21 protein-coding genes and 1 other RNA gene are annotated in these 26,174 nt (G+C 48.7%); 3 read left to right on the top strand and 19 right to left on the bottom strand.

Features of this window, described 5'->3' with window-relative positions; translation table 11 throughout:
* Positions 1-8: 8 nt before the first annotated feature.
* The 4 genes from FO446_RS09935 to cymR form a co-directional block, all read right to left on the bottom strand.
* On the bottom strand, positions 9-2,270 hold the full coding sequence (locus FO446_RS09935; RefSeq protein ID WP_173608437.1) for an SF1B family DNA helicase RecD2: 2,262 nt from the start codon (positions 2,268-2,270) through the stop codon (positions 9-11).
* An 80-nt stretch (positions 2,271-2,350) separates the two neighbouring features.
* A complete protein-coding gene (locus FO446_RS09930; RefSeq protein ID WP_237900528.1) occupies positions 2,351-4,015 on the bottom strand; it encodes a methyl-accepting chemotaxis protein in 1,665 nt (554 codons plus the stop codon).
* Positions 4,016-4,205: 190 nt separating this feature from the next.
* A complete protein-coding gene (locus FO446_RS09925; protein ID WP_221868867.1) occupies positions 4,206-5,351 on the bottom strand; it encodes a cysteine desulfurase family protein in 1,146 nt (381 codons plus the stop codon).
* 168 nt (positions 5,352-5,519) lie between these two features.
* The gene (gene cymR / locus FO446_RS09920; protein WP_012685608.1) at positions 5,520-5,939 is read right to left on the bottom strand and encodes a cysteine metabolism transcriptional regulator CymR; all 420 of its coding nucleotides are present in this window, start codon (positions 5,937-5,939) and stop codon (positions 5,520-5,522) included.
* A gap of 97 nt (positions 5,940-6,036) precedes the next feature.
* Between cymR and FO446_RS09915 the strand changes: the two genes are divergently transcribed.
* Positions 6,037-6,210 carry a hypothetical protein gene (locus FO446_RS09915; protein ID WP_162837766.1) on the top strand — a complete coding sequence of 58 codons (174 nt, stop codon included), beginning with the start codon at positions 6,037-6,039 and terminating at the stop codon, positions 6,208-6,210.
* A 16-nt stretch (positions 6,211-6,226) separates the two neighbouring features.
* Here FO446_RS09915 and FO446_RS09910 read toward each other — a convergent pair whose 3' ends face one another.
* The 7 genes from FO446_RS09910 to FO446_RS09880 all read right to left on the bottom strand — a co-directional run bounded on the left by FO446_RS09910 (position 6,227) and on the right by FO446_RS09880 (position 14,026).
* Complete coding sequence (locus tag FO446_RS09910) at positions 6,227-7,585, bottom strand: AAA family ATPase (protein WP_173608440.1); 1,359 nt, start codon at positions 7,583-7,585, stop codon at positions 6,227-6,229.
* Between the two features lie 6 nt (positions 7,586-7,591).
* The gene (locus FO446_RS09905; RefSeq protein WP_173608441.1) at positions 7,592-8,347 is read right to left on the bottom strand and encodes a tRNA threonylcarbamoyladenosine dehydratase; all 756 of its coding nucleotides are present in this window, start codon (positions 8,345-8,347) and stop codon (positions 7,592-7,594) included.
* Between the two features lie 65 nt (positions 8,348-8,412).
* Positions 8,413-8,594: non-coding RNA, 6S RNA (gene ssrS / locus FO446_RS09900), on the bottom strand.
* Between the two features lie 50 nt (positions 8,595-8,644).
* Positions 8,645-10,435 carry an aspartate--tRNA ligase gene (aspS, locus tag FO446_RS09895; RefSeq protein WP_232774100.1) on the bottom strand — a complete coding sequence of 597 codons (1,791 nt, stop codon included), beginning with the start codon at positions 10,433-10,435 and terminating at the stop codon, positions 8,645-8,647.
* A gap of 24 nt (positions 10,436-10,459) precedes the next feature.
* On the bottom strand, positions 10,460-11,734 hold the full coding sequence (gene hisS / locus FO446_RS09890; RefSeq protein ID WP_173608443.1) for a histidine--tRNA ligase: 1,275 nt from the start codon (positions 11,732-11,734) through the stop codon (positions 10,460-10,462).
* A gap of 490 nt (positions 11,735-12,224) precedes the next feature.
* Positions 12,225-13,748: a coproporphyrinogen III oxidase gene (locus tag FO446_RS09885; RefSeq protein WP_237900526.1), complete on the bottom strand. Its 1,524-nt coding sequence runs from the start codon at positions 13,746-13,748 to the stop codon at positions 12,225-12,227.
* 107 nt (positions 13,749-13,855) lie between these two features.
* Entirely contained in the window at positions 13,856-14,026 is a 171-nt protein-coding gene (locus tag FO446_RS09880; protein ID WP_012685602.1) for a hypothetical protein, read from the bottom strand.
* 155 nt (positions 14,027-14,181) lie between these two features.
* Between FO446_RS09880 and FO446_RS09875 the strand changes: the two genes are divergently transcribed.
* Positions 14,182-16,071, top strand: a complete 1,890-nt coding sequence (locus tag FO446_RS09875; protein WP_221868892.1) for an N-acetylmuramoyl-L-alanine amidase family protein — start codon at positions 14,182-14,184, stop codon at positions 16,069-16,071.
* Positions 16,072-16,310: 239 nt separating this feature from the next.
* Positions 16,311-16,805 carry a DinB family protein gene (locus FO446_RS09870; protein WP_173609119.1) on the top strand — a complete coding sequence of 165 codons (495 nt, stop codon included), beginning with the start codon at positions 16,311-16,313 and terminating at the stop codon, positions 16,803-16,805.
* A gap of 65 nt (positions 16,806-16,870) precedes the next feature.
* Here the strand turns inward: FO446_RS09870 and FO446_RS09865 are convergent, their stop codons facing one another.
* The 8 genes from FO446_RS09865 to FO446_RS09830 form a co-directional block, all read right to left on the bottom strand.
* A complete protein-coding gene (locus FO446_RS09865) occupies positions 16,871-17,431 on the bottom strand; it encodes a short-chain dehydrogenase (RefSeq protein WP_221868865.1) in 561 nt (186 codons plus the stop codon).
* Between the two features lie 22 nt (positions 17,432-17,453).
* A complete protein-coding gene (dtd, locus tag FO446_RS09860) occupies positions 17,454-17,891 on the bottom strand; it encodes a D-aminoacyl-tRNA deacylase (protein ID WP_232774102.1) in 438 nt (145 codons plus the stop codon).
* Between the two features lie 51 nt (positions 17,892-17,942).
* Positions 17,943-20,114 (bottom strand): RelA/SpoT family protein, encoded by a 2,172-nt coding sequence (locus FO446_RS09855; RefSeq protein WP_017247578.1) that lies wholly within the window; start codon positions 20,112-20,114, stop codon positions 17,943-17,945.
* 383 nt (positions 20,115-20,497) lie between these two features.
* On the bottom strand, positions 20,498-21,010 hold the full coding sequence (locus FO446_RS09850) for an adenine phosphoribosyltransferase (RefSeq protein WP_173608447.1): 513 nt from the start codon (positions 21,008-21,010) through the stop codon (positions 20,498-20,500).
* A 12-nt stretch (positions 21,011-21,022) separates the two neighbouring features.
* On the bottom strand, positions 21,023-23,368 hold the full coding sequence (recJ, locus tag FO446_RS09845) for a single-stranded-DNA-specific exonuclease RecJ (RefSeq protein ID WP_237900524.1): 2,346 nt from the start codon (positions 23,366-23,368) through the stop codon (positions 21,023-21,025).
* A gap of 163 nt (positions 23,369-23,531) precedes the next feature.
* On the bottom strand, positions 23,532-24,455 hold the full coding sequence (gene secF / locus FO446_RS09840; protein ID WP_173608449.1) for a protein translocase subunit SecF: 924 nt from the start codon (positions 24,453-24,455) through the stop codon (positions 23,532-23,534).
* Positions 24,445-25,683 (bottom strand): protein translocase subunit SecD, encoded by a 1,239-nt coding sequence (secD, locus tag FO446_RS09835; protein ID WP_173608450.1) that lies wholly within the window; start codon positions 25,681-25,683, stop codon positions 24,445-24,447. Before secD ends, secF begins: the two co-directional genes overlap by 11 nt.
* Before the next feature lie 185 nt (positions 25,684-25,868).
* Entirely contained in the window at positions 25,869-26,105 is a 237-nt protein-coding gene (locus FO446_RS09830) for a post-transcriptional regulator (RefSeq protein WP_173608451.1), read from the bottom strand.
* Between the last annotated feature and the right edge of the window lie 69 nt (positions 26,106-26,174).

Here is a 26,174-nt window from a genome sequence, read left to right as displayed (position 1 = left end):
TTCCAAATTCACTCTTGCTTTAGCCGTTCCTCCAGGTAACTGTACCGTACCCCCTCCTCATCAGACTCTACAGCAGCACGGAACGCATCCGGCTCTCCACACATGATGAGGAATGATTTGCTCCGGGTAATCCCGGTATAGACCAACTTGCGTCTGAGCATACGGTAGTAACTTTTGACAAACGGCATGATCACAATCGGAAATTCGCTGCCTTGAGACTTATGAACCGAGCAGCAGTAGGCAAGCGTCAGCTGATGATAGTCCGAACGCTTGTACACCACTTCCCTGTTATCAAAAGCAGCGACCAGCATCTCCTGGTTCTCCGCATTTTCATTCGGGAAAAAGATGGCGACGATCTCACCCATGTCACCGTTAAACACCTGTTCTTCAGCATTGTTTACCAATTGCAGAACCTTGTCTCCTGTACGGAAAGTCGTCTCTCCAAAAGTAACTTCACGCTTTTGCGGCGTTTTCGGATTAAACAGCTCCTGCAATTCTTCATTCAACCGGTTCACACCGGCATTACCTTTATAGATAGGGGCTAATACCTGAACATCTTTTGCCGTATATCCTTTTTTTACGGCTCCGAAACAAATTTGTTTCACTGCTTCCGGAACTTCTTGTGGCAAACTTGTGAAGAATCGCCGATCCGGGGTGGTGTGAAGCAAATCTGCCGGTACATTCCCCTTGCGTACATCATGGGCCAACCGAATAATGGTAGACTCTTCCGCTTGCCGATAAATTTCTGTTAGCTGCACTAACGGTAGCAATCCAGATCGGATCATATCCAACAGGACGTTGCCCGGTCCTACAGAAGGCAGCTGGTCAGGGTCACCTACCATGATGATCTGCATGTCGTCTGGGACCGCACGAAACAATTGATTTGCGAGCCAGATATCGACCATGGACATTTCATCCACAATTAATAGCCGACCACGGATTGGGTGCTCCGCATCATGCTCGAAGCTCTCCCCTTTGTAACCGAGCAAACGATGGATGGTCATAGCAGGTAAACCCGTAGTCTCTGTCATACGTTTTGCTGCACGTCCAGTAGGAGCCACAAGAACAATCGGGAACGGATTTTCTTCGTTGTATTTTTTCAAGTCCAGCGACAATCCATGAAGCTGGGAAAAGACACGACATATCCCACGAATCACTGTCGTTTTCCCCGTACCAGGTCCCCCTGTCAACAGCATCAGACCTGCTTTGATCGCCTGTTCAATGGCATCACGCTGCGTCTGGGCATACGTAATCCCCAGTTCATCCTCGACAGCCCCTAACGCACGGTAAAATTCCGATGTCGGGAACGTACCGAATTCATCACGCGCAGCGAAGTGACGCAGTCTTTTGGCTAGACCGAGCTCAGCAAAAAACAGAGAGGGCAAATACACCCGCTCATCTTCCCAGGCAATTTTGCTCGACACAAACAGGGCTTCCACTGCCAGTCGAATATCGTCACCAGAAAAGACGTGTCCCCCGCACTCTTCGAGAAGGCGCAGCGTTTTTTCACAAAGCTCCTCCACAGGCAAATAAACGTGTCCTTCTGAATACGAAGCCTCTTGCAGCCCAAAGAGTGCCGCTGCCTTCACACGTTCTTCCGAGGAAGCCGCGATACCAGTTGCTCGTGCAATGTCATCCGCCCGCTTAAAGCCGATTCCTACGACATCCTCAATCAAACGGTATGGCTCTTCCTTCAGCACTGTCATCGTTTCCAGCTTGTAGGTCTGATAAATACGCAGCGCCATGTTTACACCAATGCCGAAGTCGTACAAGAAAACCATGGCACTTTCCAAAGAACGATGCTCGACTACAGAATCATAGATCGTTTTGGCACGTTGTTCAGAAATGCCTGGTACCTCAGCCAATCGCTCCGGGAAGTCCGCGATAATGGACAGCGCATCTACCCCGAGCTGCTCTACAATTCGTTTGGCCATCTTCTTTCCGATCCCTTGAAATAAGCCACTGGCTAAGTATCGCTCAACCCCGGCCAATGTCTTCGGTGTTTCACGTTCATAGCGCTTTGCTACATACTGCTGCCCAAATCGAGGATGTGTTTTCCATTCACCGTAAAAGGTGTACAGCTCATCTGGATGTGGACGAGGAAAATTACCGACAATAATGACCTCCGATTCTTTGGTCGATTCGGTAGTCTCTTCTATCTTTAGACGGATAACTCCGTACCAGGTTTCATCATTGTAAAAAATTTCTTGAGAAACAAATCCTCGAATGTAGGTTTCTGCAAACAGCGAGATTGACTGCTGCTCGTCCATCTAAACGCCTCCTTACATAAAAACCGTTCCAGAAAGGAAAAATCCACTTCTCTTGAAAGTGGATTTCTCATATGCTCGTCTTAAATTGTAAATCGTTTTACTTGTTCTGACAACTGCTCGGCCATTTTCGCCAACGTTTCGGATGCCGCTGTCATTTCCTCGGACGTTGCTGACTGTTCTTCGGACGCTCCTGCCACTTCCTGTGTATCTCTTGCCGCTATTTCCGCAAGCCCAGCAATTTTTTCGGAGTGACTCACCAATTGGACTGTATCGCGATGAATCGCTTGGGCAGCATCGTTCATGCGATGTACTTGCTGGCTGACGTCTTGAACGGCCGCCAAGATTTGCTTAAAGCTGTCCCCTGCCTGGGCCACTCCTTCGCGTCCATCCTGGATAGCGACAGCAGTCGTTCCCATTTCCGATACAGCCGCGAGAATATCTGTATGGATCGTATGAATCAAGCCTGCTATCTCTTCTGCTGCCTCACCCGATTGCTCAGCCAGCTTGCGTACCTCTTGGGCCACAACCGCAAATCCGCGTCCCTGTTCCCCCGCCCGGGCAGCCTCGATGGCGGCATTCAAAGCCAATAGATTCGTTTGGTTGGATATTTGACGAATGGTCGTGATGATTCCGATGATTTGCTCGGATTGAGAGCCAAGCTCGCGGATAACCTGCTCTGTTCGACGGGCATGATCCGTGATTTGATCCATCTCTTGTACGAGCTCTTTCAGCTTGCCTTCACCAACCTGTGCCAATTGATTCGCGTCTGTCGCATCGACATTGACTTGTGAAGTCGAGGCCGCAATAAGTTGAATATCTCCACCGATACGAGACAAAAAGCGCACTGTATCCGTCACCGTTTGTTTTTGTTGTTCGGAACCCGTCGCGATTTCCGAAGAAGCCATGGAAATCTGTTCGGAAGCACGTGCACTTTCTGTCGCACTCGCAGTTAATTCTTCCGAAGCTGCCGCGACTTGTTGGGCTACTCGCTGCACCTCGTTGACCATGCTGCGAAATACCCCCATCATCTCATTGTACATCGATGATAATTCCCCAAGCTCGTCCCGGGAACGAACAGTCACTTGCGTGGTCAAATCTCCAGTCTCGGCACGCTTCATTGCTGATACCAGTTCTTTTAACGGTCGTACCAGCTTGTTGACAATAAAAATACCCGTGACCAGCGCTAGGCTGGCACTTATGAGACTGAGGAGAAACATCATCGGACGACTGCTTTCAATCGTCGTCAGCAAATCATTCTCGTAGCTGCCAATGACAAGAATCCACCCGTTCGGCAACTGCTTATACGCCGCCACTTTGGTAGAGCCTCCGAATTCATATTCGATCCAGCCGTTTTTTTGAGCGAGCATGACTTGCGTGAATTCCTCATTCGCCAAAGAGGTACTCTCCACTTTCGGATCTGGATGAAAGACGGCGATTCCACTCGCATCCAAGATATAGGCGTAGCCAACCATGCCATTTGGCTTGTAATATTGTTCGGCCACCTCGCGTGTTATTTCGTTAATTTTCTGTCTGCTTCCCTCACGAATCGTTGTATCTTGAGCGTAAGCAGCCAGCTCACGCGCCTTCATTTCCGTTATGTATTGCAAGTCAGATACAGCCAGCTTGTAAAGCGCGCTGCGCGCATTTTCAAATTGGATATAGCCGACGACCATTAATGGGAGCATGGTTAGGATGAGTATCGTAAACACCAGTTTGTAGCGAATGGAGTATCGTCTGGCCAACATGAAAGTCCTCTCCTTATCGGATGATCCGAATTGTATAGTTCTTCAGGATTAGTACTACAGCATCATTTTACCATCCTCTTCCACTATTCACCACAAACTCCAATAAGAAACCCGCTTTAGCTCAAAGAAAAAACCGCTTTAGCTCAAAGAAAAAACCGCTTGGCTTCATCCAAACGGCTTTCATCCTTCGCTATTCACGAACCAAGCGCTTTACAATCGCAGCAACCGCTGTAGCAGCCTGTTTCGCCTCTTCCACCGTATTCGTAATCCCAAAGCTAAAACGAATAGCTGAAAGAGCAATTTTATCGTCCAAGTGCATCGCTTTCAGCACATGTGACAGCTCTAATGATCCGGATGTACAAGCTGAGCCGCTCGCAGCTGCAATCTTGGCGATGTCCAGATTCATCAGCATGGTTTCTGTATGGGCGCCAGGGAATGACACATTTAAAATATGTGGCAAAGTCTGCTCGCGATGTCCATTCAGGCAGAACGTAATTCCCGCTTCCTGCCAGACTGCGATCATCGCTGCTTTCATCTGCTCATACTTTTCAACCCGCTCCGCCATTTCCTCGCGAGCGACCTTTGTCGCTTCGGCAAACCCAACAATCCCAGCCAGATTTTCCGTTCCCGCTCTGCGTTTACGCTCTTGTGAGCCGCCGTGCAAAATCGGGGAAAACGGAACCTTACGCGCTAAATACAAAGCGCCGACTCCTTTTGGCCCATTAATTTTATGGGCGGATACCGAGAGCATATCTACAGGCAGCTTTCGTGCATGGACAGGCAGTACACCAAAAGCCTGTACGGCATCCGTATGAAAAACAATCCCTTTTTCTCGCAGAAAGGTGCCGATTTCCTCGATTGGCTGGATCGTTCCTACTTCATTGTTGCCGTACATAATGGACACTAGGACCGTATCCGGGCGAACCGCTTGTTTCAGGTCTTCCAAATGAACCATGCCTGTCTGGTCAACAGGCAAGTATGTCACTTCAAATCCTGCCTGCTCCAAAAACTCACAAGCATGCAAGACCGCATGATGCTCGATCTGCGAAGTAATGACGTGACGACCACGTTCGCGCTGTGCCATTGCAGCGCCAATGATTGCCATATTGTCGGCTTCTGTCCCGCCACTCGTAAAGATAAGCGATTGCGGATCAGCATCCATAAAGTCTGCAATCGTATCTCTCGCATGCTCCAACGCTTTTCGCGCTTCGCGACCAGCACCATGGACACTGGATGGATTCCCGTATACTTGCGTCAAATAGGGAGTCATAGCAGCAACTACCCGCGGATGAACGGGCGTAGTAGCTGCATGGTCAAAATACATTCGATCTGACACTGCTGTCACCTTCTACCAACTTATAGTACGTGTTCAAAAAGTCGGCTTTTTAGCACCGAGAAGATGGCGAGCACCGGACTTCGGAGGTGAACGCCATATTCGATGTCGAATTAGCTTTCTGAGCTACTTCGTGATCAAAAGACGACTTTTTGAACAACCTCTTATATTCTAGATGTAAAACATATAATTATCGGCAGGACCATCGTCTTCAAAGCTGATCAAGTCTTGAAGAGAGGTCGAATCCAGAACAGAAGAAATACTATCCCGAATACGCAGCCATAAAAAACGCTTAGCCGGATCTTCTTCCTCTGCAAATTCCACAGGGCTGATCGGTCCTTCCAGCACGCGAATCACATCTCCAGCAGAAATCTCATCCGGCTGCTTTGCCAGAACGTAACCTCCATATGCGCCACGAATGCTTTTTACCAAACCCGCGTTACGCAGAGGTGCAATCAATTGCTCCAAATAATGCTCGGACAAATCGTGTTTTTGGGCGATGCTCCGCAGGGAAGTCGGCCCTTCACCGCAACGGTTGGCCAATTCCATCATGATCGTCAGCCCGTAACGTCCTTTCGTTGAAATCTTCACGTTAACAACTCTCCTCTTTGTATCGGTAATACGCGCCCGCCCCCTACATGTCTTCAGTATCGCGGGACACACTAACATCTTAGGGGGTGATATGCAAATGACAACGAACAAACGCTCGGAACGAGGTCGCAACCACCCGTCCGATACCTTGTACGACCAACCCGCAGGCACGATTGCTCACAAAGCCCGTTATGGTGCGAGTGAGCAGAGCAAACAGCCGAATGAAAACGGTGATTTGCCCAATAAACCAGGCGGAAATGTCCGCACTTAACATGTTAGCTCCCCCGTTATTCGGGGGAGTTTTTCCTTGGCAATCCACGCTCATCCATCTTCTGTCTTTCTTCCTGGAAGCGGCGAATGTGACGCTCATAGCCGTGATCCTTTGGCTGGTAGAACGAGTAGTTTACACCGTCAGGCAGATACTGTTGAGGTACATATCCATATGGATAGTTATGAGGGTACAGATATCCCTGACCGTGTCCCAGCTTCGCAGCTCCCTTGTAAGCAGAATCTCGCAGATGAATCGGCACTTGCTTGTGACCATCCGTTCGGATACGATCCAACGCGGAATTAATTCCGTTGTAAGCGGCATTGCTTTTGGGGGCGGTTGCCAGGTACGTCGTCGCTTGTGCTAAAGGGATACGCCCTTCAGGCATCCCCACCAATTCTACCGCCTGAAAGCAGGAAATCGCAACTGTGATCGCTTGCGGGTCAGCATTTCCGATGTCCTCTGAAGCCGAAATGACCAAACGGCGAGAAATAAACCGCGGATCTTCTCCAGCATCAATCATCCTTGCCAACCAGTAAAGAGCTGCATCGGGATCAGATCCACGAATGGATTTAATAAAAGCAGAGATCGTATCGTAATGGTTGTCCCCACTCTTATCGTAGCGTACAGCCCTGCGCTGAATGGATTCTACGGCGACGTCCAATGTCACCGTAATTCTTCCATCCGCTCCTGGTTGCGTCGTTGTCACCGCCAGTTCCAATGCATTGAGCAATCGCCTGGCATCCCCTTCAGCGTATTGAATCAAATGCTCAGCCGCTTCCGGTTCTACGGTGACAAATAGCTCTGCCAATCCATTTTCTTCATCAGTAAGGGCCCGATCCATGACCTGCTTCAATTCCTCATGAGAAAGCGATTGAAGGGAAAATACTTGTGAACGCGACAAAAGCGCCGGATTCACCTCGAAAAAAGGATTCTCCGTCGTAGCGCCGATCAAAATAATCGTGCCTTCCTCCACATAAGGAAGAAGGGCGTCCTGTTGCGATTTATTGAAGCGGTGTATCTCGTCTACGAACAAGGTTGTCCGCTGACTATCCATGACGAGCCGTTCCTTTGCCGCATCTACCACTTTGCGAATGTCAGCGACACCAGCCGTAACGGCATTTAACTCGGAGAAATGCGTACGTGTGGTTCGGGCAATGACTTTTGCCAGTGTTGTTTTCCCTGTTCCTGGAGGTCCGTAAAAAATGACAGAGGACACTTGATCTGCTTCAATCGCGCGTCGGAGCAGCTTTCCAGGAGCTAAAATATGCGATTGCCCGATTACATCCTGAATCGTTTTCGGCCGCATCCGCGCAGCCAATGGCTTCTGTTTGCCGCCACCCTGCTGGTCATAGGCAAACGTGAATAAATCATCCATGTTCCACTATCCTTTTACAGGCTGCCACTCCAAAATATCTCTTGCCACTACACTGGCCAAAATTAAACCAGCTACAGAAGGCACGAAAGCATTACTTGCTGGAGGCATCCGCACTTTACTAATCGGTGAGTCCGGGTTGGAAACGATCTGTTCGCGTACATCTACACGTACGGTTACGGGAATCTCACGGGAATATACCACTTTTACCCCTTTGTAGATACCGCTTTTCCGCAGCTCACGACGAATGACCTTTGCAATCGGATCATAACTCGTTTGGGAAATATCGGCAACCTCAAAACGGGTCGGGTCCATTTTGTTCGCCGCACCCATGCTAGAAATAATAGGGATATTGCGACGCTTCGCTTCCTTAATTACATGTAGCTTTGCGGACATGGTATCCATCGCATCCACGATGTAATCCAGTTCATGCTCAAACAGCTCATGCGCTGTTTCTTCATTGTAGAACATATTCAGTGTAACGACCTCGCACTCTGGATTGATCGTCGCAATACGTTCCTTCATGAGCTCAGCCTTTTTTTGACCGACTGTGTTCAGCGTCGCGTGGATTTGGCGGTTGATGTTTGTGATGTCTACTACATCCTTATCTACCAAAATGAGCTTGCCTACACCTGTACGCGCGAGTGCTTCTACTGTAAAGGAACCGACTCCGCCAATCCCTAATACAGCAACGCGACTATTTTTCATTTTTTCCAAACCTTCGGGACCGAAGGCCAATTCACAACGAGAAAATTGATGAAGCATATTTCGTGTCACCTTTCACAAGCGAGTTTATAGTCAATCGGAAAAGTAGGATTGAAGTAGAAAAAAGGAGCCCCATTATGCCGTGTTGCTCCTTAGTTTTGAACCTGCTCATCGCAGGTGGGTGTCTTGCCGAACTGTTACAGACGTCCACTCTAAGGAGGCATGCCTTTACAATCACGGACGAAAAACTCCCTAAACAAACTTTGTGGCTCAAAACTATCGGATGTCACGGGCATCGCAGGGCTTTCATCATAGTATTACCAATGTATCAAAGAGCAATGCAGTTGCGCAAGTCGATTACGCTTCTACCTTTTCTTCTTCTGTGACAATTGTTGCAATGGACAGCTCTTTCAATTGTTTTCCGTCTACGACATCTGGTGCGTTTACCATCAGGTCGCTCGCACTTGCTGTTTTCGGGAATGCGATGACTTCGCGCAGGTTGGTGCGGCCAGCCAAGAGCATGATCAGACGGTCCAATCCAAGAGCAATTCCACCGTGTGGAGGTGTACCGTACTCGAATGCATCCATGAGGAAGCCGAATTGTTTCCGCGCCTCTTCTGGTGTAAAGCCAAGGGCGGTAAACATTTTTTCTTGGACTTCGCGCTTGAAGATTCGCATGGAACCTCCGCCGAGCTCGTATCCGTTGAGAACCATGTCGTACGCTTGTGCGCGCATTTGACCTGGATCGGTGTCGAACAGGTGCAGGTCTTCGTCTTTTGGACGTGTGAACGGATGGTGCAGGGCAACGTAACGTTTTGCATCCTCATCCCACTCAACCAGCGGGAAGTCTACTACCCAGAGGAATGCAAACTGGCTTTGGTCAATCAGACCAAGTTCAGCACCCAGCTTGGAGCGAAGAGCACCCAGCGCATCTGCTACTACTTTTGGTTTGTCAGCAACGAACAGGAGCAAGTCGCCTTCTTCTACCGCCAAGCGTGCTTTCATCTCGTTAAGCTCTTCTTCTTTAAAGAATTTCGCAATTGGCCCTTTGACCTCTCCGTCTTTGAAGCCGATCCAAGCCAAGCCCTTCGCGCCATAACGGGAAGCGAATTTGCCCAAGTCGTCTGCTTCTTTACGGGAGTAGTGTCCGCAACCTTTTGCATTGATCGCTTTTACTTGTCCGCCGCCAGCTACTGCTGCTGCAAACACCTTGAAGTCGCTTGTCGCAACCAGATCAGATACGTCCGTCAGCTCCATGCCGAAGCGTACGTCTGGTTTGTCAGAACCGTAACGCGCCATGGCATCCGCATACGTGAGACGAGGGAATGGAGTCGGTACGTCTACGCCAATCGTTTGCTTGAATACGTGAGCGACCATCTTTTCCATCATTGGCAGGATTTCTTCCATAGACAGGAAAGAGGTTTCAATGTCCACCTGGGTAAATTCAGGCTGACGGTCAGCACGCAGGTCTTCGTCACGGAAGCAACGTGCGATTTGGTAATAGCGCTCCAAACCGGATACCATCAAAAGCTGTTTGAACAGCTGTGGCGATTGCGGCAGGGCGTAGAACTCGCCTGGATGTACACGGGAAGGCACGAGGTAGTCACGTGCGCCCTCAGGCGTGCTCTTCTGGAGAATTGGTGTTTCGATTTCCAGGAAGTTGTTCTCATCCAGGTAGTCACGGAAAGCTTTTGCTGCTTTACTACGCAAAAGCAGGGAGCGCTGCATTTCCGGACGGCGCAAGTCGAGGTAGCGGTATTTCAGACGAACTTGTTCATCTACATCGATCTCATCTTCAATCAGGAACGGAGGCGTTTTTGCATCGTTCAGGATTTCAATTTCGGAGATGTGCACTTCTACTTCGCCTGTTTTCAGCTTTGGATTGACTGCTTCTGGTGCACGGTTTACTACTTTCCCTTTTACAACCAGTACGTATTCGCTGCGAACCTTGTCAGCCGCTTCCCAAGCTTCTTTGTTGTACTCCGGGTTGAATACGATTTGGACGATGCCAGTGCGGTCACGGAAGTCGATGAAGATGACGCCTCCGAGGTCGCGGCGCTTTTGTACCCATCCGTTCAGTACGACTTCCTGTCCAACGTGTGCTTTTGTTACTTCTCCACCATGTACGGTGCGATATTGCCAAGACATGATCATTTCCCCCAATGATTTGTTTTATTGATTTACTTTTGCAGCGAGTACAGCAATGAGTTCCTCGCGTTTCACTTCTTGTTGCTCGCCTGTTGCCATTTCCTTTAGAACAACCGTGCCATTCGCTAATTCAGACTCACCGATGATCGCAGTAAAGCGAGCCTGTAAACGATCTGCTTGCTTCAGCTGTGCTTTCATTTTCCGATCCAGATAATCCAGCTCAGCCGCAATCCCCGCCTGGCGCAATTGGTCGACGAGTACGAAGGCTGTTGTTTTCGCTTCTGGTGTCTGCACCACTACGAAGCAGTCGATGCCACCCGAGATTGGCAGTTGAACGCCTTGCTTTTCCAGAGCCAATAGCAGACGCTCGATACTGAGTGCGAATCCGATGCCCGGCATATCGTCGCCGCCCAGCTCTGCAACCAGTCCGTTGTAGCGCCCACCGCCACATAGCGTTTCTACCGCACCGATCTCCGCCATTTTGATTTCAAATGCGGTCAGTGTGTAGTAATCCAAGCCGCGCACCAGGCGCGGATTTACATGAAACGGAATATCAAGCGCGGTCAAATAGTTTTGTACGGCTTCGAAGTGTGCCGCGGATTCCTCGCTCAAGTAGTCCAAAATGGACGGAGCATCCATCGTCAGTCTTTTGCATTTTTCATTTTTGCAATCGAGCACGCGCAACGGATTGCGATCGATACGAGACTGGCAATCCTCGCACAGCTCGGAGCGAACACCGTTCAAATGTGCGAGTAAATGCTCACGGTGACGCGCCCGGTCTTCTACTGTACCTACGCTGTTCAATTCCACAGAAAGTCCTGTCAATCCGAGCTCCTGATACAGACGTATCGCAAGGCCAATGACTTCTGCATCGATCGCTGGATCGCTTGAACCGATCGCTTCTGCACCGAACTGCACGAATTGGCGATAGCGGCCTGCTTGCGGACGCTCGTGACGGAACATCGGTCCTAAGTAGTACAGCTTGGTCGGCTGATTAGGCACACCGTACAGCTTGTTTTCCACGTAGGAGCGCACAACACCCGCTGTCCCTTCTGGGCGCAGCGTGAGGGCATCCGTACTGCGCGGATTGGCTACACTGTACATTTCTTTTTCCACGATATCCGTGGTCTCGCCTACACCCCGTTGGAACAACTCTGTGCTCTCAAACAGCGGTGTACGAATTTCCGCGTAATTGGAGCGGCGACACAGATCGCGGGCCTTGGCCTCCACGTAGTGCCACAGCTCTACAGTACCAGGCATGATATCCTGCGTACCGCGTGGGATCTGGATTCTTGTCATTCCTCTCGAACCTCCATGTCTTTTCAAAAACTCGGGCTAAAGCCAAACCTTCAGGATCAAGGAACTTTTCTTTATGACCAAATAAAAAAGCCCCTCGTCTCCTGACATTTAGCAAATCGCCGCATGTCAGGGACGAGAGACTGGTTATACTCCCGTGGTGCCACCCTGTTTGAATAGCCTACAATTACAAAAGGCTATCCCACTTATTAGCCGTTAACGCCGGCACACGCCTGCCAGTTACTGGGGAAAGAGATTTCTTTCAGCCGTTCACTGCGGTCTTCAGGGATGTCATTCACCAAGCCGTTATACGAAAGCACTCTCAGCCACGGCGCTTTCTCTCTGGGCATCCGGTTCCTGGATACTTGTTCCCGTCATCAGATCATTTCTTATTCAATAAAAAAGCTTAATGTGAATCATAGCAAACCCGCCAACAGCCGTCAACAGGCGCTCGAATAAAACTTTTTTTATTAAGAACAAGTATATCCATCACTTACTTGCCAGATACCTGTCCAGCTGTTCTCGCGCCCGAATAGATTTCATCCAAATCACGGAGCTTGTTATCCACCAGAACCTTGTACGTGTCGTTGTACGTTTTCGGGTCCTTCGGATTCGGAAAGCGCGTCAGCTTGCCGCTTCCTGGGGCCATCAGCTTGGATACCGCACCACAGCCGAGACCAAGGATCGTTTGTACCTCTTCCATGATCATGATATTGTAGATGCTCTCCTGCCCTGGCTTGGCATACCCGACATTCTCCAGATTTCCCAAAATGTTTTTCTGACGATACAAATAGTACGGATCATAACCGTTCGCTGCTGTCCACTCGGAGGCCATCTCCATCATCTTGCTAATTTCTTCGCGACTGGCGACCTTGTAGCGGTCTTTGTTCTGCGTCATCTCAGATGCTCTTTTGAAAGACAGCGTATGGACCGTCAAAGAGGCGGGCATCAGCTTTTCTACCTCTTGGAGGCTGTGCGCCAGCTCGGCTACGCCTTCGTTTGGCAGTCCGATGATCAAATCCATATTGATGTTCGTCAAGCCCATCTCCATAGCCAGATGGTATTTTTCAATTGTCTCTTCGACCGTGTGATGACGGCCAATTGCCTGTAGCGTCTCCTGCGTGAACGACTGTGGATTAATGCTGATCCGATCCACTTCCCACTGCTTCATCACATCGAGCTTTTCGCGAGTGATCGTGTCGGGTCTTCCCGCTTCAACTGTCAACTCACGCACATCTCCCATGTGTGGAAACGAACGATGCATCGTCTCAAATAGCTGGTTAATGTCATCTGCGGTAATACTCGTTGGGGTTCCACCGCCGAAATAAATGGACGTGATCCGTTGGTCATTCGCGCGAAGCCACTCTCCCATCCGCTCCATCTCGTAATGGAGACCTTCGAGAAACGGATTAACCGAAGCCGTATGACTGCGAATCGCGTATGCTGGAAACGTACAGTACGCACACTTCGTCGGACAAAATGGGATGCCGATATATACCGATAGCTCGCGGTCAATCTGATACAAATCAGGCACGACGCTAAGCTGCTTGTCTACGATTTCTTGCAAAAGCTTTAGCTTGTATGGTCGCAAAATTACATCCTGCTGCAATCTCTTATGTGCTTCCTGTCTGTCTACACCAGCGGCGTTCAACTGATGCAGCAATTTCGTCGGACGTATCCCGGTCAAGATTCCCCAGCCTTGCTCCATGCCTGTATATTCTTCCAGCATCAATAACAGCGCATAACAAAGAGCTTGCTTGGCTGTCTTTTTCATCGCTTTCTCATCACGTGCTACATAGTTTCGCTCCACCTGATGGGAGATGCTTCGCTTGCCATCGTATAACTCTCCCGATGCTACGACTCCATTTTCATGCACGGTCAATGCCAGCTTGATTTTCAAATCTGCCCCATCTGTCCACTCAGGTACAAAAGTGAGCGCTGGATCTTCATAAAATAATGCGAGAATTAAGGAGAGTTCCCGCTCGAATGCGTGTCCCTCACATATGATCTGTATCATGGAGTTCACCTGCTTTTTTCAAAAATGCCACTCCTCATCATAGCCGACGAGAATTACTCGGGTCAACTAGACAAGTTGTGGCATCATGTGCAAGGTGGCAAAAGCGGTCATTTCCGTTTTTGCCTGGGGTGTTGGATATCCCGCAAGCCCGGATGAAAATCTTGGGCCATTTCTGCATTTTGTAGTGACGTTTCTTTCTCTAAATCGTCTTGAAAATCGACAGATAAAAACTGCCGATTCAATCCTTGCGCGAATGTTTCCTTCTTTGACTGTCTCACGATGAATTCCTCCTGATAAGCTACGTTCGCTAGCGTCTACTAAAATCTAGTATTGCCTTGGCTACAGAAAAGCAATCAGGGAAGTCATGCAGAACTTTGTCGTTTTTTGCAGGAAAAGGCAGGAGAAAGAGCGAAGTGATTATTTTGGTAAAAACATGCAAGAACGCTATGAATTCAAAAAGCTACGTATATCGGAAAGGATGTCTATCGTGTTTGTTCGTCAAAAGATCCTGAGGAGTCTCCTGACTGTCGTCTGTGCCATTTCCCTCCCCGTTTCTGCAGCCTGGGCCGCCGGTTCTGTTCAGGTCACAGTGGACAAGCTCAATGTCCGTTCAGGTCCCAGCCTCCAAGACGCTATCGTCACTACACTGCCGAACAAAACTGTGCTGCCTGTCATCTCCACCAAAAATGACTGGATTCAAGTAAAGCTTCCGAACGGTCAAAGCGGTTGGGTAGCGAACTGGCTCGTCAGCGCACAGCAGCAGCAACAGAAACCACCAGCTGTATCTGCCAAGCAAGTGGAGAGCACCACAACGAATCTCAATGTTCGTTCTGGACCCGGTCAGACATATGCAGTCGTACAAACGATCAATCCAGGTACGCGCTACCCTATCGTGCAAACGAGTGGCGAATGGCTCCAAATTCAACTCAACGCAGGAACAAAAGGCTGGGTAGCAAACTGGCTTGTAAAAGAAGTAGGTACGGGACAAGCAGTTTCCCCTCCCTCTACAGGTAGTACTCCCCCAACGACCAATCCAGCGGGAACAGGCTCACAACAGAAGCCTCCTGCTGTACAAGGAGCCAGCCTAACCTTGGATTTCGCTCCGTACGTATACGCTACGCCGGATGCCAGTACACCTGCTATCGGTCAACTACATGCGGGCGAGAAAATCACGGTCTTGAACAAACAAAATGGTTGGATTCAATTCCCTTACGATGGAGTCAATGCTTGGCTCTCCACCGATCAAACCAACCCGAATACAGGTCAACCGACTCTACCCGAAAATGGAAATGGAAACAAACAACCTCAGACTGGGCAACCATCCTCTTCCAGTCAAACCGCCACAGTAAAAACGGACGGATTGAATCTGCGAAGTGAACCGAACACAACCAGTGCCATTCAAGCTACACTATCAGTCGGAAGCAAGCTGACTGTTTTGGAAAAACAAGAAGATTGGTACCGCATCAACACGGCGGACGGAAAAACTGGCTGGGTGGCAGGCTGGCATATTACGGTGAACCAACCAAGCATGCCTACTCCCACTGGCCCATACGTGACGATCATGAATCCAGATACCAATGTTCGTTCTGGTCCGAGCACCGATCACGATGTTATCAAACAGGTACAGCCTGGCGAGAAATACGGGATTGCCAATAAATCAGGCGAGTGGTTCCAAGTAAACTTCCCTGACGGCTCCACAGGCTACATTGCAGGCTGGCTCGTTTCTGCGAATGGTGCGCCAGCAGTGGTGCGCAGTAATGATCTTGCCGGTAAAGTCATCGTCGTCGATGCTGGACATGGTGGCACAGATGGCGGTTCGACGGGTTCCAGCTTCTCTACTTTAGAGAAAACAGTCAATCTGCAAGTATCTCTGCTCCTGCGCAACAAGTTGGAATCGGCAGGTGCCAAAGTCATCATGACACGGGCTGATGATCGCAAGCTGACCCTGCAACAGCGCGTCGACATCGCGATTCAAAATCAGGCTGATATTTTTGTCAGCGTCCATCATAATACGCATCCAAACTCTGCAACGAATGGCTCGATTATTTTCTACTACAGCCAAGGTAACTCTAGCAAGCTCGCCTCCCTGGTTCAAACGGAACTGGTCAAAGCGACGAACTACAAGGACATGAATTATCGGTACGGAAACTATTTCGTTCTACGCGAAAACCCGGTGCCATCCATTTTGGCCGAGATCTCCTTCCTATCCAACTACAACGATGAGATTCGCGCACGTTCTGAGAAACAGCAGGATCTTGCGGCAGAAGGTTTGTTCAAAGGGATTGTCCAGTACTTTAATACACAAAGCAATCAGGGAGGCTGATCCCTCTCTTACTAAAACCTCCATGCGAAAAAAGCTGGCTCAAGCTCACTCGTATGGAGGTTCTTTTATGGCCTATCCAATCGCATTAAGGCAGGACTGGCAGGAATTCCCAAATTATTTGCGAATATCATAAGGCATCGAAAGGAGTGATGACGGATGAAAAACAATCACAATATCAGTAATCGCACGGTATGGACGCAGGTGATCACAAGTTAACCTTTGAAAATGGAGTGATTTCTATTAAGACCATGTTTGAGTACAATTGGATGGTTCGTGAAGAATGGCTGAAATGGTGTGAGGATGTTCCGCTGGAAGAATTGCTTCGTCCGCGCCTCGGAGGTGTCGGGGGTATTTTGCATACACTGTTCCATGTCATTGATGTAGAGTGGAGCTGGATTCAAGTCATGTTGGGAAGGCCTGATTTTCAAGAAAGCTTCAACCTTTACAAACGGTTGGAAAAGGTTCGTGAGCTGGAGGCGACTTTCCGTCCTGATGTGCTTCAATTTTTGCGCAATTGGGATGAAAGTATGGAAACAAGAGCCTTTCAGGATACGAAACCAGACGGTAGCATCGCTACGTACACATGGGGTGAAATTATGCGGCACATGATTGCTCATGAAATCCACCATGTCGGACAACTTTCGATATGGGCACGAGAAATCGGGAAAAAGCCGATTTCTGCAAACCTGATCGGCAAAAATCTAATCCTCCCAACAGCCACTTACATTCACTGACCCGATTTCGTACTGAAACGACAAAAACGATTGCATTCGGCAATCGTTTTTTGTATTTGACTTCGCTATATGGATGAATAAGCCGGGCGTTTTTCCCATGGCTCGACCTGACCAACGATTATCTGTTGTTCATTTGTTTGCAGAGCGTTAATCACCCCAGCCGCAATTTCATCATTCGTCAGCCAGCGTGAATGCTCACCTGAACATGTAAACCCGAGGATGACCCGTCGATAATGGCAAACTTCTGATGTAGGTTCTTTCGGTGAATTTTTCCAAGCACCGCTCCCACACACATGCAGCAATTGCCAGTGCTTCTCAGGACGCGACAGTTCTTCCACGATCACCGAGAGTGCATGCGGTGCAGTCGAATGAATCCACGCGACAACCACATCCATCGGCCCTCTCTTCTCTACGAGCTCGGCCATAGCCTGACGCAAGCTGTCTGTTTGATGATAGTCCTGTGGCAGTAAATGAATCGACTCTGGATGAATGGAACCGTCTCTGATACGACTTAATTTGACTGGATCCCGACCAAGTACAGTTACTTGATAACCTTGGCGAGCCAGCCATCGGGAGACCTCTGCAAGCATGCCACTCGCACCGATAACCAATGCTTCTAGCGCCATGATTTCATCCCCTTGGTTGTGTTTATGATTCCACAATCAATGTGACAGGGCCATCATTTAACAGACGCACGTCCATCATTGCACCAAAGCGTCCCGTTTCCACATGGAGCCCTTTTTCCCGCAGCTTGGCGTTAAACAGCTCGTACAACGGTTCAGCCTGCTCAGGTCGTGCGGCAGCCATGAAGTTGGGTCTTCTGCCCTTTCTGCAATCCCCATACAGCGTAAATTGTGATACGGACAAAATTTGACCACCCTTGTCTAAAACAGAGAAGTTCATTTTGCCCTCCTCATCTTCAAAAATACGCAAGTTCGCAATTTTGTCTGTGACAAATTCGACTTCTTTTTCTGTGTCATCATGCGTAATTCCTACCAGCAGCATTAAGCCGTAATCAATTTGTCCGACGATCTCTCCTGCTACGGTAACACTCGCTTCTCTCGTTCTTTGTACGACAACTCTCACACTGACTCATCCTTCCTCTTCGCTAAACAAGAACACCTAATCCACGAGGGATCAGGTGCTCAGTATCCGGCGAACCGAATATATATCTTTGATGCGCTTAATGCGCTCTACTACTTTCAACAAATGATCCACATTGCTAATCGAGATGGTCATATGAATCGTTGCCACTCGGTTTTTATCGGACTTGCCACTGACAGCCGCAATATTTGTCTTTGTCTCAGCGACAACCTGCAATACATCGTTTAACAGTCCGCTCCGATCATTGCCTGTGATCTCGATCTCCACATGGAAATTATGTTTGAAATCGGTATCCCATTCGACATCAATCAGACGCTCTGTACATTCGTCAGTCAGTACGTTCGGACAGTCCAGTCGATGCACCGATACCCCACGACCTCTCGTAATGAAACCGATAATCTGGTCTCCTGGGACAGGTGTACAACAACGAGATATACGGACGAGCAAATTATCCAAGCCACGGACTTTGACGCCAGACTCACTCTTGGCAGAACGATTTGCTGGATTCGGTTTGACCTCAGGAATGGTCGGGTTTTGTTCTTCGCGCTCCCGACGGAGTTTGTCCAGGAGACGAGTCGCAATTTGCGAAGCCGTAATGCCTCCATAGCCGACTGCGGCAAACATGTCTTCTGCACCTTGGAAATTAAAACGGGCTGCCGCTTCCTTCAGGTTCGTTTCCGTCATCGCTTCTTTTACATCAAAGCTGCGCGATTTGATCTCCGCTTCCACCATCTGCTGACCTTTGGCGACGTTCTCTTCCCGCTTCTCTTTTTTAAACCACTGTTTAATTTTATTTCGGGCATGCGCGGATTTGGCCATCTTGAGCCAGTCCTGACTAGGACCGTACGAGTGCTTGGAGGTTAGGATTTCGACGATATCGCCTGTTTTCATCGCGTAGTCGAGCGGTACAATCTTGCCGTTCACTTTGGCGCCAATCGTTCTGTTTCCTACCGCAGAGTGAATCCGATAGGAGAAGTCCAGCGGTACAGAGCCTTTTGGCAGCTCAACGACATCACCTTTTGGCGTGAAGACGAAAACCGTATCGGAGAAAAGATCCTGCTTGAGGCTCTCCATGAATTCTTGCGCGTTCGGAGCTTCTTCTGACCCACCTTCGATAATCTCCCGCAGGCTGCCCAGCTTCTCTGCAAACGAGCCTTGCACGATGCTTTTGCCTTCCTTGTACGCCCAGTGAGCCGCGATCCCGATCTCTGCTGTCTGGTGCATATCCCACGTGCGGATTTGCACTTCCAATGGCTCACCTTTTGGCCCAATCACTGTCGTATGAAGGGATTGGTACATGTTCGTCTTTGGCATGGCAATGTAATCTTTGAATCGACCTGGCATCGGCTTCCACAGGGTATGCACGATACCGAGAACCGCATAACAGTCGCGGATGTCATTCACGATGATCCGCAATGCAAGCAGGTCATAAATCTCGTTGAACTGCTTGTTTTGTCTCGTCATCTTTTTAAAAATACTGTAGATATGCTTCGGACGTCCCGAAATTTCTGCCTCAATGTTTAACTCGCCCAGCTTTTCTCTGATCGTATCCGAAGCTTCATTCAGGTAGGCTTCTCGCTCCACCCGTTTCTTTTGCATCAAATTCACAATCCGATAGTACTGTTGCGGATTCAAATACCGAAGCGCTGTATCTTCCAGTTCCCATTTGACGGAAGCGATCCCCAAGCGATGAGCGAGTGGCGCAAAGATTTCCAGCGTTTCATCGGAGATCTCTCGTTGCTTCTCCTCGGACATGTGCCGAAGTGTTCTCATGTTGTGCAGACGGTCTGCCAGCTTGATCATGATGACGCGGATGTCCTGTGCCATGGCAACCAGCATCTTGCGGTGGTTTTCGGCGAGTTGTTCTTCTTTGGACTTGTATTTAATTTTTTCCAGCTTGGTCACACCATCTACCAGAAGAGCAACATCTGGTCCGAACTGCTCACGGAGGTGATCAAGCGTAATCTCGGTATCCTCTACGACATCATGCAAAAATCCAGCCGCAATCGTAACCGCATCCATGTGCAGGTTTGCGAGAATTCCCGCCACGGCGATTGGATGCATAATGTAAGGAACGCCTGATTTGCGTATTTGCCCTTCATGCGCTTTTTCGGCAAGCTGATAGGCACGTGTAATCAGGTCCATATCCGATTGTGATAAATAGGTGCTTGCTTTTTTTACTATCTCATCAATGCCGGTAATCATAGTTCCCTTCCCTTATCCTCTCAGTAAAATAACCTCGATCGAGGCCTTCTCACGGAGGAGCGACCGCATTATAGCGGAAAGTTTCACCGAAGTATTGCCGGAAGCAGAAGCTGAGGCACTTCGTGATGCGCTCCGGAAAGTTTAAGCCTGGACGCATTTCGCACTGTGAAGCACTTGAACTTTCCTATACGACTAGAAAACTTGGGCGTTGCCAAGTCTTTTGGCGCAGGCGAAGGCTTACTTGCACGTATCATGTCTGTCTATTTCATACTATTATCTTGTATGTCGTTCGTCTTGTAAAGCTGAATTCCCCTGTAAAGTATGTACAGTCGTAGAAAAAAGAAAAAAACGGGCATTTGACCCGTTTTTCCTTGTTGCATCAATTAATATTGAACGAGCGATTTGACAGGAATTTCACCTATTTTGCTACGTCCATCCAAGTAGGACAGTTCGATAAAGAAGGCAGCTCCTACTACTTTTCCTCCGAGTTGCTCAATCAAATTGATTGTTGTCTCAATGGTTCCACCTGTCGCCAGCAAATCGTCTGCAATCAGAACACGCTGACCTGGTTGGATCGCATCTACGTGTACGGCCAGTGCATCTTTTCCATACTCCAGGTCGTAATCCGCCTTGATGGATTCATATGGCAGCTTGCCAGACTTGCGGATTGGTACAAAGCCAATTCCCATTTCGTACGACAATGGCGCACCTACTACGAATCCACGAGCTTCTGGACCCGCAATCACGTCTGCTTGTACTTCACGAGCGAAGACCGCCAAATCTTGAATCGCAGCTTTGTAAGCAGGGCCATCTTTCAACAGAGTAGTGATGTCCTTGAAACGAATACCTGGCTGTGGAAAATCTGGGATAACACGAATGTATTGTTTAAAATCCATGAAAAATTCCTCCTAAACGGTGGTTGGTTCCACCAATTGATGAAGCGCTTGAATCATTGCATCGGAAGAAGATAGTAATAAATCCGTAGCAAGCTGTGCCTCTTCCTTCCAATTCGCATAGAGCACAGAGCTCTCGAGCGGCCTTTTGGCAGTGTTTGCCTGCAGCGTATACTGCTCGGCCTCCTCTACTAAAAACTCCAGCTCCATAAAGATGGCGATCATGCCGTCTAATAGATTTCTTTTCCATTGCAGCTTTCTGGCCAATGCATCGATATGGATTTTTTTAACAGTTGGCACCTGAACGAAAAACTGGTACAACTGTTTAAAATGATCTCGGCCCGGACAGGAAAGCCGCTCCATTCCTAAATCCGGATCACCAAACAAACAGTAAATGCGCTCCGCTTGTTTGAGCAAGACACGAACCACTTCCAAGTCAGAACGGCGCGTCGGCAAATCATACAAAATCACATTGGATGAGGCTGTAATATTCCCTTCTCGACCAACCACGAACAAGGAATTCACCTGTTCGCTTGTTGCTTTCGCTGCCAATGGCTCATAACTTTCCTCGCGAAACAGAACAGTCACCGAATTAGACTCCGCCATCACTTGCTGCCATTTCTCTATCTTGTCACGGCTGCCTCGCCAGTCAAATACTTGCTGATGTCCAACAGACAAATCACGGATCGTCAGCTGAGGCTTTCGATTTCCGTTCCATTCGTTTACAGACAATTCTCCCAATACGTGAAAACGTGCCTTGGGCGTTACTCTCTTTGTTACATGTGCCCAGTTGAAGCCAATTGCATCCAAAGAGGTCCCCGCTTTGCTCAATGTACACTTTAAATGATTGTCATCTCGCCCAATGATGCGCATACCTTGTGTCTCTACTTCTTCTAACAAAACGAGCGGAGTTGGATTCCCCATGCCATATGGGGCGAGCTGTTCGAGTTGCTCCGCTGCGGTCAAACTAATCTCTTCCATGTTCATCGCAACGTCCACTTTGGTCATCGGCGTGAAGTCTTCAGCGGACAACCACTCTCCAGCGAGCTCGTTTAATTTTTGGCGTAATAAGTCGAGATTTTCTACAGGCAAGGTCATCCCCGCTGCCATCGTATGACCGCCATAGTGCGGTAGCCAATCCTTGCAAGCAGTCAGACCTTCATACATATCAAAACCTGCAATGCTCCTCGCCGAGCCTTTTGCTGTTCCTTTTTCCGGATCGATGCCAAGCACAATCGTGGGACGGTAAAAAAGCTCAACCAATCGGGAAGCTACAATCCCTACCACGCCCACGTTCCAGCCTTCTTTAGCCAAAACGAGAACATTGTTCTGGTCTGGCGGATACAGCTCATTCACCATCTGTACAGCTTCCTCGGTCATCGCTGCGACGATTTCCTGACGTTCACGGTTTAAGTCGTCCAGCGCCTGGGCACATTTCTCTGCTTCGTCCATATCCGAAGTCGTCAGCAGTTTCACAGCGGATTCAGCCGTCTCCAGCCTTCCACTTGCATTCAGACGCGGTCCAAGCGCAAAGCCTACATGTCCCGCAGACAGCTCGGTATCGGCTAACCCACATACTCGGATTAAGGCCTGCAGACCAAGGTTCCTTGTATGATTTAAGCGCTTTAATCCTGCTCGAGCCAGAATGCGATTTTCATCTACCAACGGAACCAGATCCGCTATCGTCCCCAAGGCAGCCAAATCTGCCAAATGCAGAGGCGGCTCCTTCAGCAAGGCATGTCCCACTTTAAAGGCGACCCCCACTCCCGCCAACATATCAAACGGGTACGAACAACCAGGCTTCTTGGGGTTAATCACAGCAAATGCCTCCGGGATGATTGCCGGAGGTTCGTGATGGTCGGTTACAATGACGTCAAGACCCAACTGGTTCGCGTACGCTACCTGTTCGACTGCACTGATCCCTGTATCGACAGTGATGATCAGTTTATAGCCACTTTGATGCAGATGCGCCAAGGCGTCTTTATGTAACCCATACCCTTCTGTAAAACGGTTGGGAATGTAGTAGTCAAAAACAGCGCCGAGTTGGCGCAGTAGATGTACCATTAGCGATGTGGAGCTAACCCCATCGGCGTCGTAATCGCCGTATATGCAAATCGGTTCTTGCCTCTGAATGGCTTGTTGAATGCGATGCACGCTTTGTTCCATTCCATCCAGCAAGAAAGGGTCATGAAACAATTCTGGACCGGCTTGCAAAAAATCACGAGCCTTTTGTGATGTGTCAATGCCACGTATCACCAGTAGCTTTGATACGAGCGGAGTAAGCTGGCAATCTGCGGCAATACTAGCAGCAAGCTGCTCATCATAGGTGGCCAGTTTCCAGCGTGTTTTCGCTTTCAGCATGGGCTTTCCTCCAATCCTCATTCATTATAGAGGATGGAGCAGGAAGCTGACAACTGCATAAAACATACCGTTTTATGCAAAACTCTCATACGGCTTCAAACTGCAGCAAATACAGAAACAGAGAATAGAAAAACCGCAGGGTTCCCTGCGGTTTCATCCACCTTTACATTCCTTCTTTTTTCTTTTTCATATTCCGTTCTTTCAAATTCACCCATACTTGGGCTGCAATAAAGATAGAGGAATACGTACCACTCACCAGACCGAACAGCAGGGCCAAGGAGAAGTTCTGGATGCTCTCGCTTCCCAAAACAGCCAGTGCAAGAGCTGTGAAGAATACAGTCGCTACCGTGTATACAGAACGGCGCATCGTTTGCCACAGTGACACGTTTACCAGATGTTCCAGTTCAGGAATTGTCTTGGATTTCATCGTTCTCAAGTTTTCCCGAATCCGGTCGAAAATAACGATTTTATCGTTAATCGAGTAACCCAAGATCGTCAGAAGCGCGGCGATAAAGGTAATGTCTACCTCCAACCCGAGGATAGAGAACAATGCAATCGGGATAAACACGTCATGGGCAAGCCCCACGACACATGCAATACCGAACAGCCATTGGAATCGGATCGCGATGTAGATGGCAATACCCACAGCAGCAATCGCAACCGCAATCCCTGCTTTTTTCACCATCTCTTGCGCAATACTCGGATCAACCGACGAAACCTGTTTCGAGACCTGCTCACCATATTTTGCTTTGAGAGCCATTTCCACTTTCATCAGTGTGTCAGATGAAATGGTTTGGTCAAAACGTGTATAGGCCTGACCATGATTTTCCCCGTACGGAGTGACCGCGCTGAAATTCACATTAGGAACCTCTTTCTTGATCACTGCTTCTATATCTGTCGGATTGAATTGTTTTCCAATGTAAAGATCCAAGCGAGTTCCTGCCTTGAAGTCAACGCCAAGGTGAAGTCCTTGAAATAGCGTAAACAGAAGGCCGATGATAATAATCACAGAGGAAGCGATGAAAAACTTCCTGCGATTTTTCACGATGTCAAATCTGATTACTGTATGGTCTTTATCATAGCTCACGGATCTCACTCTCCTTTACCCCGAACCAAAACGGCTTTTTAAACATGTTGGAACGGACAACCAGCCAGAGGAGGAAGCGGGACCCAAACACGTTGGTAATGATACTTACGATAATCGTCATCGCCAATACAACAGCGAAGCCTTGTACGGAGCTCGTCCCGAAGAAAAACAGAACGCCCGTTGCAATCAGTGTCGTCACATGAGCATCGATAATCGTAATCAAGGAACGGCGTTCACCTGCACGGAAGGCAGAGAGAACCGTCTTGCCAGAACGAATTTCTTCCTGGATGCGCTCATAGGTAATAATGTTGGCATCCACGGCAATCCCTACCGCCAAAATAAATCCAGCAATACCTGGCAGCGTCAGCGTTGCATGCATCCAGTCGAGTACGACCATACAAAAATAAGTAAATCCAGCCAAGGTAATGTTTGCAATCATACCTGGCATACGGTATACAACTAGCATGAAAATAAAGATCAGCGCAGCCCCGATATATCCTGCATACAAGGTTTTCTCCAGAGCCAGAGTTCCCAAGGAAGCACCCACGGAGGTTACTTGCTTCTCAATCAATTTGGCTGGCATCGCACCGGAATTCAGTAGATCAGCCAATTCCTGTGCCGATTCCTGTGTGTAATTTCCAGTAATTTGCGCGCTACCACCAGAAATGACCGATTGAATGGTCGGATTAGTTTGCATCGTCTCATCCAAAAAGATCGCCATTGGCTTGTGCAGGTTTGCACGTGTGGCGTCTTCTAGCTTCTTCGGGTCAGAGAATTTCAGGGTTACGAGCGGGCGTTTCAGGTCGTCATAACCAACTGCTGCCCCGTTTGGAGCCAAGTCACTTCCTTGCAATATAATCTTGCCATGTTCATCACGGAATGTCAGATGAGCAGGCTTCCCGATCAACTCGCGAAGCTTGTCCTGATCCGCTGATTGTGATGCGATTTGAACGCGAATCCGGTTTGGCAATTCGGTAGTGGTGACTGGCTCAGCCACGCCACCGATGTTAATCCGTCTTTCAATCATGTGTGCTGTTGATTTCAAAAGCTCGATATCAACTTTGTGCCCAGCCTCGAGAGGCTCTACCTCATACAGAATCTCAAACCCGCCCTGCAGGTCCAGACCGAGTGTGATGTTTCCTGCCACCTGCTTGGTCGTTGTTGCTACGAGCGTAGCCAAAAGCCCTACAACGACCAGAAACAGGAGGAATCTTCCCCATTTAATCATAGTAGTAATACCCCTCTTTCCTAACAGGGTCCCGTCCTAGACGAGAAACCAATATGCCCATTATAACGAAGTACAAAAAAACGTGTCAATTATTGCTGGAAAGGTGAACCATGGTAACCAACCCCTTGCGTTTTTCGCGACATGTACGTATACGAAGAGGGCGACCAGAAGTTTCTATAAAATTACTAAGAATTTTTATACATTTGTATCATGAGGTAATTCATGTACTTGTTTGGCTTTAGAGACAATATGTCGTTGACAAGCTGGTGGATCGGTGGCATTTCTTTATAGCCGTTCGTGACGCATTCCCAAACATCTTCAGGCGCCACGTTGTCGTACCCCAAAAGAGCAAATTCCTCTGCCTTGCTTACACAAAGGCTTGCCACTTGCCCATACCATTCCTGTTTTTGCGCTTGGTCCATCCAATTTCCCCCTCAAAGTAGTCATGCCGACAGCGGCACGTCCATATTCTTTACTGAGTGAATTTATCC

Source organism: Brevibacillus brevis (assembly GCF_022026395.1).
In the GTDB taxonomy this organism is placed as follows: domain Bacteria; phylum Bacillota; class Bacilli; order Brevibacillales; family Brevibacillaceae; genus Brevibacillus.
Note: the sequence above shows the minus strand (reverse complement) of the source record. Positions and strands in the feature narration are given on the sequence as shown.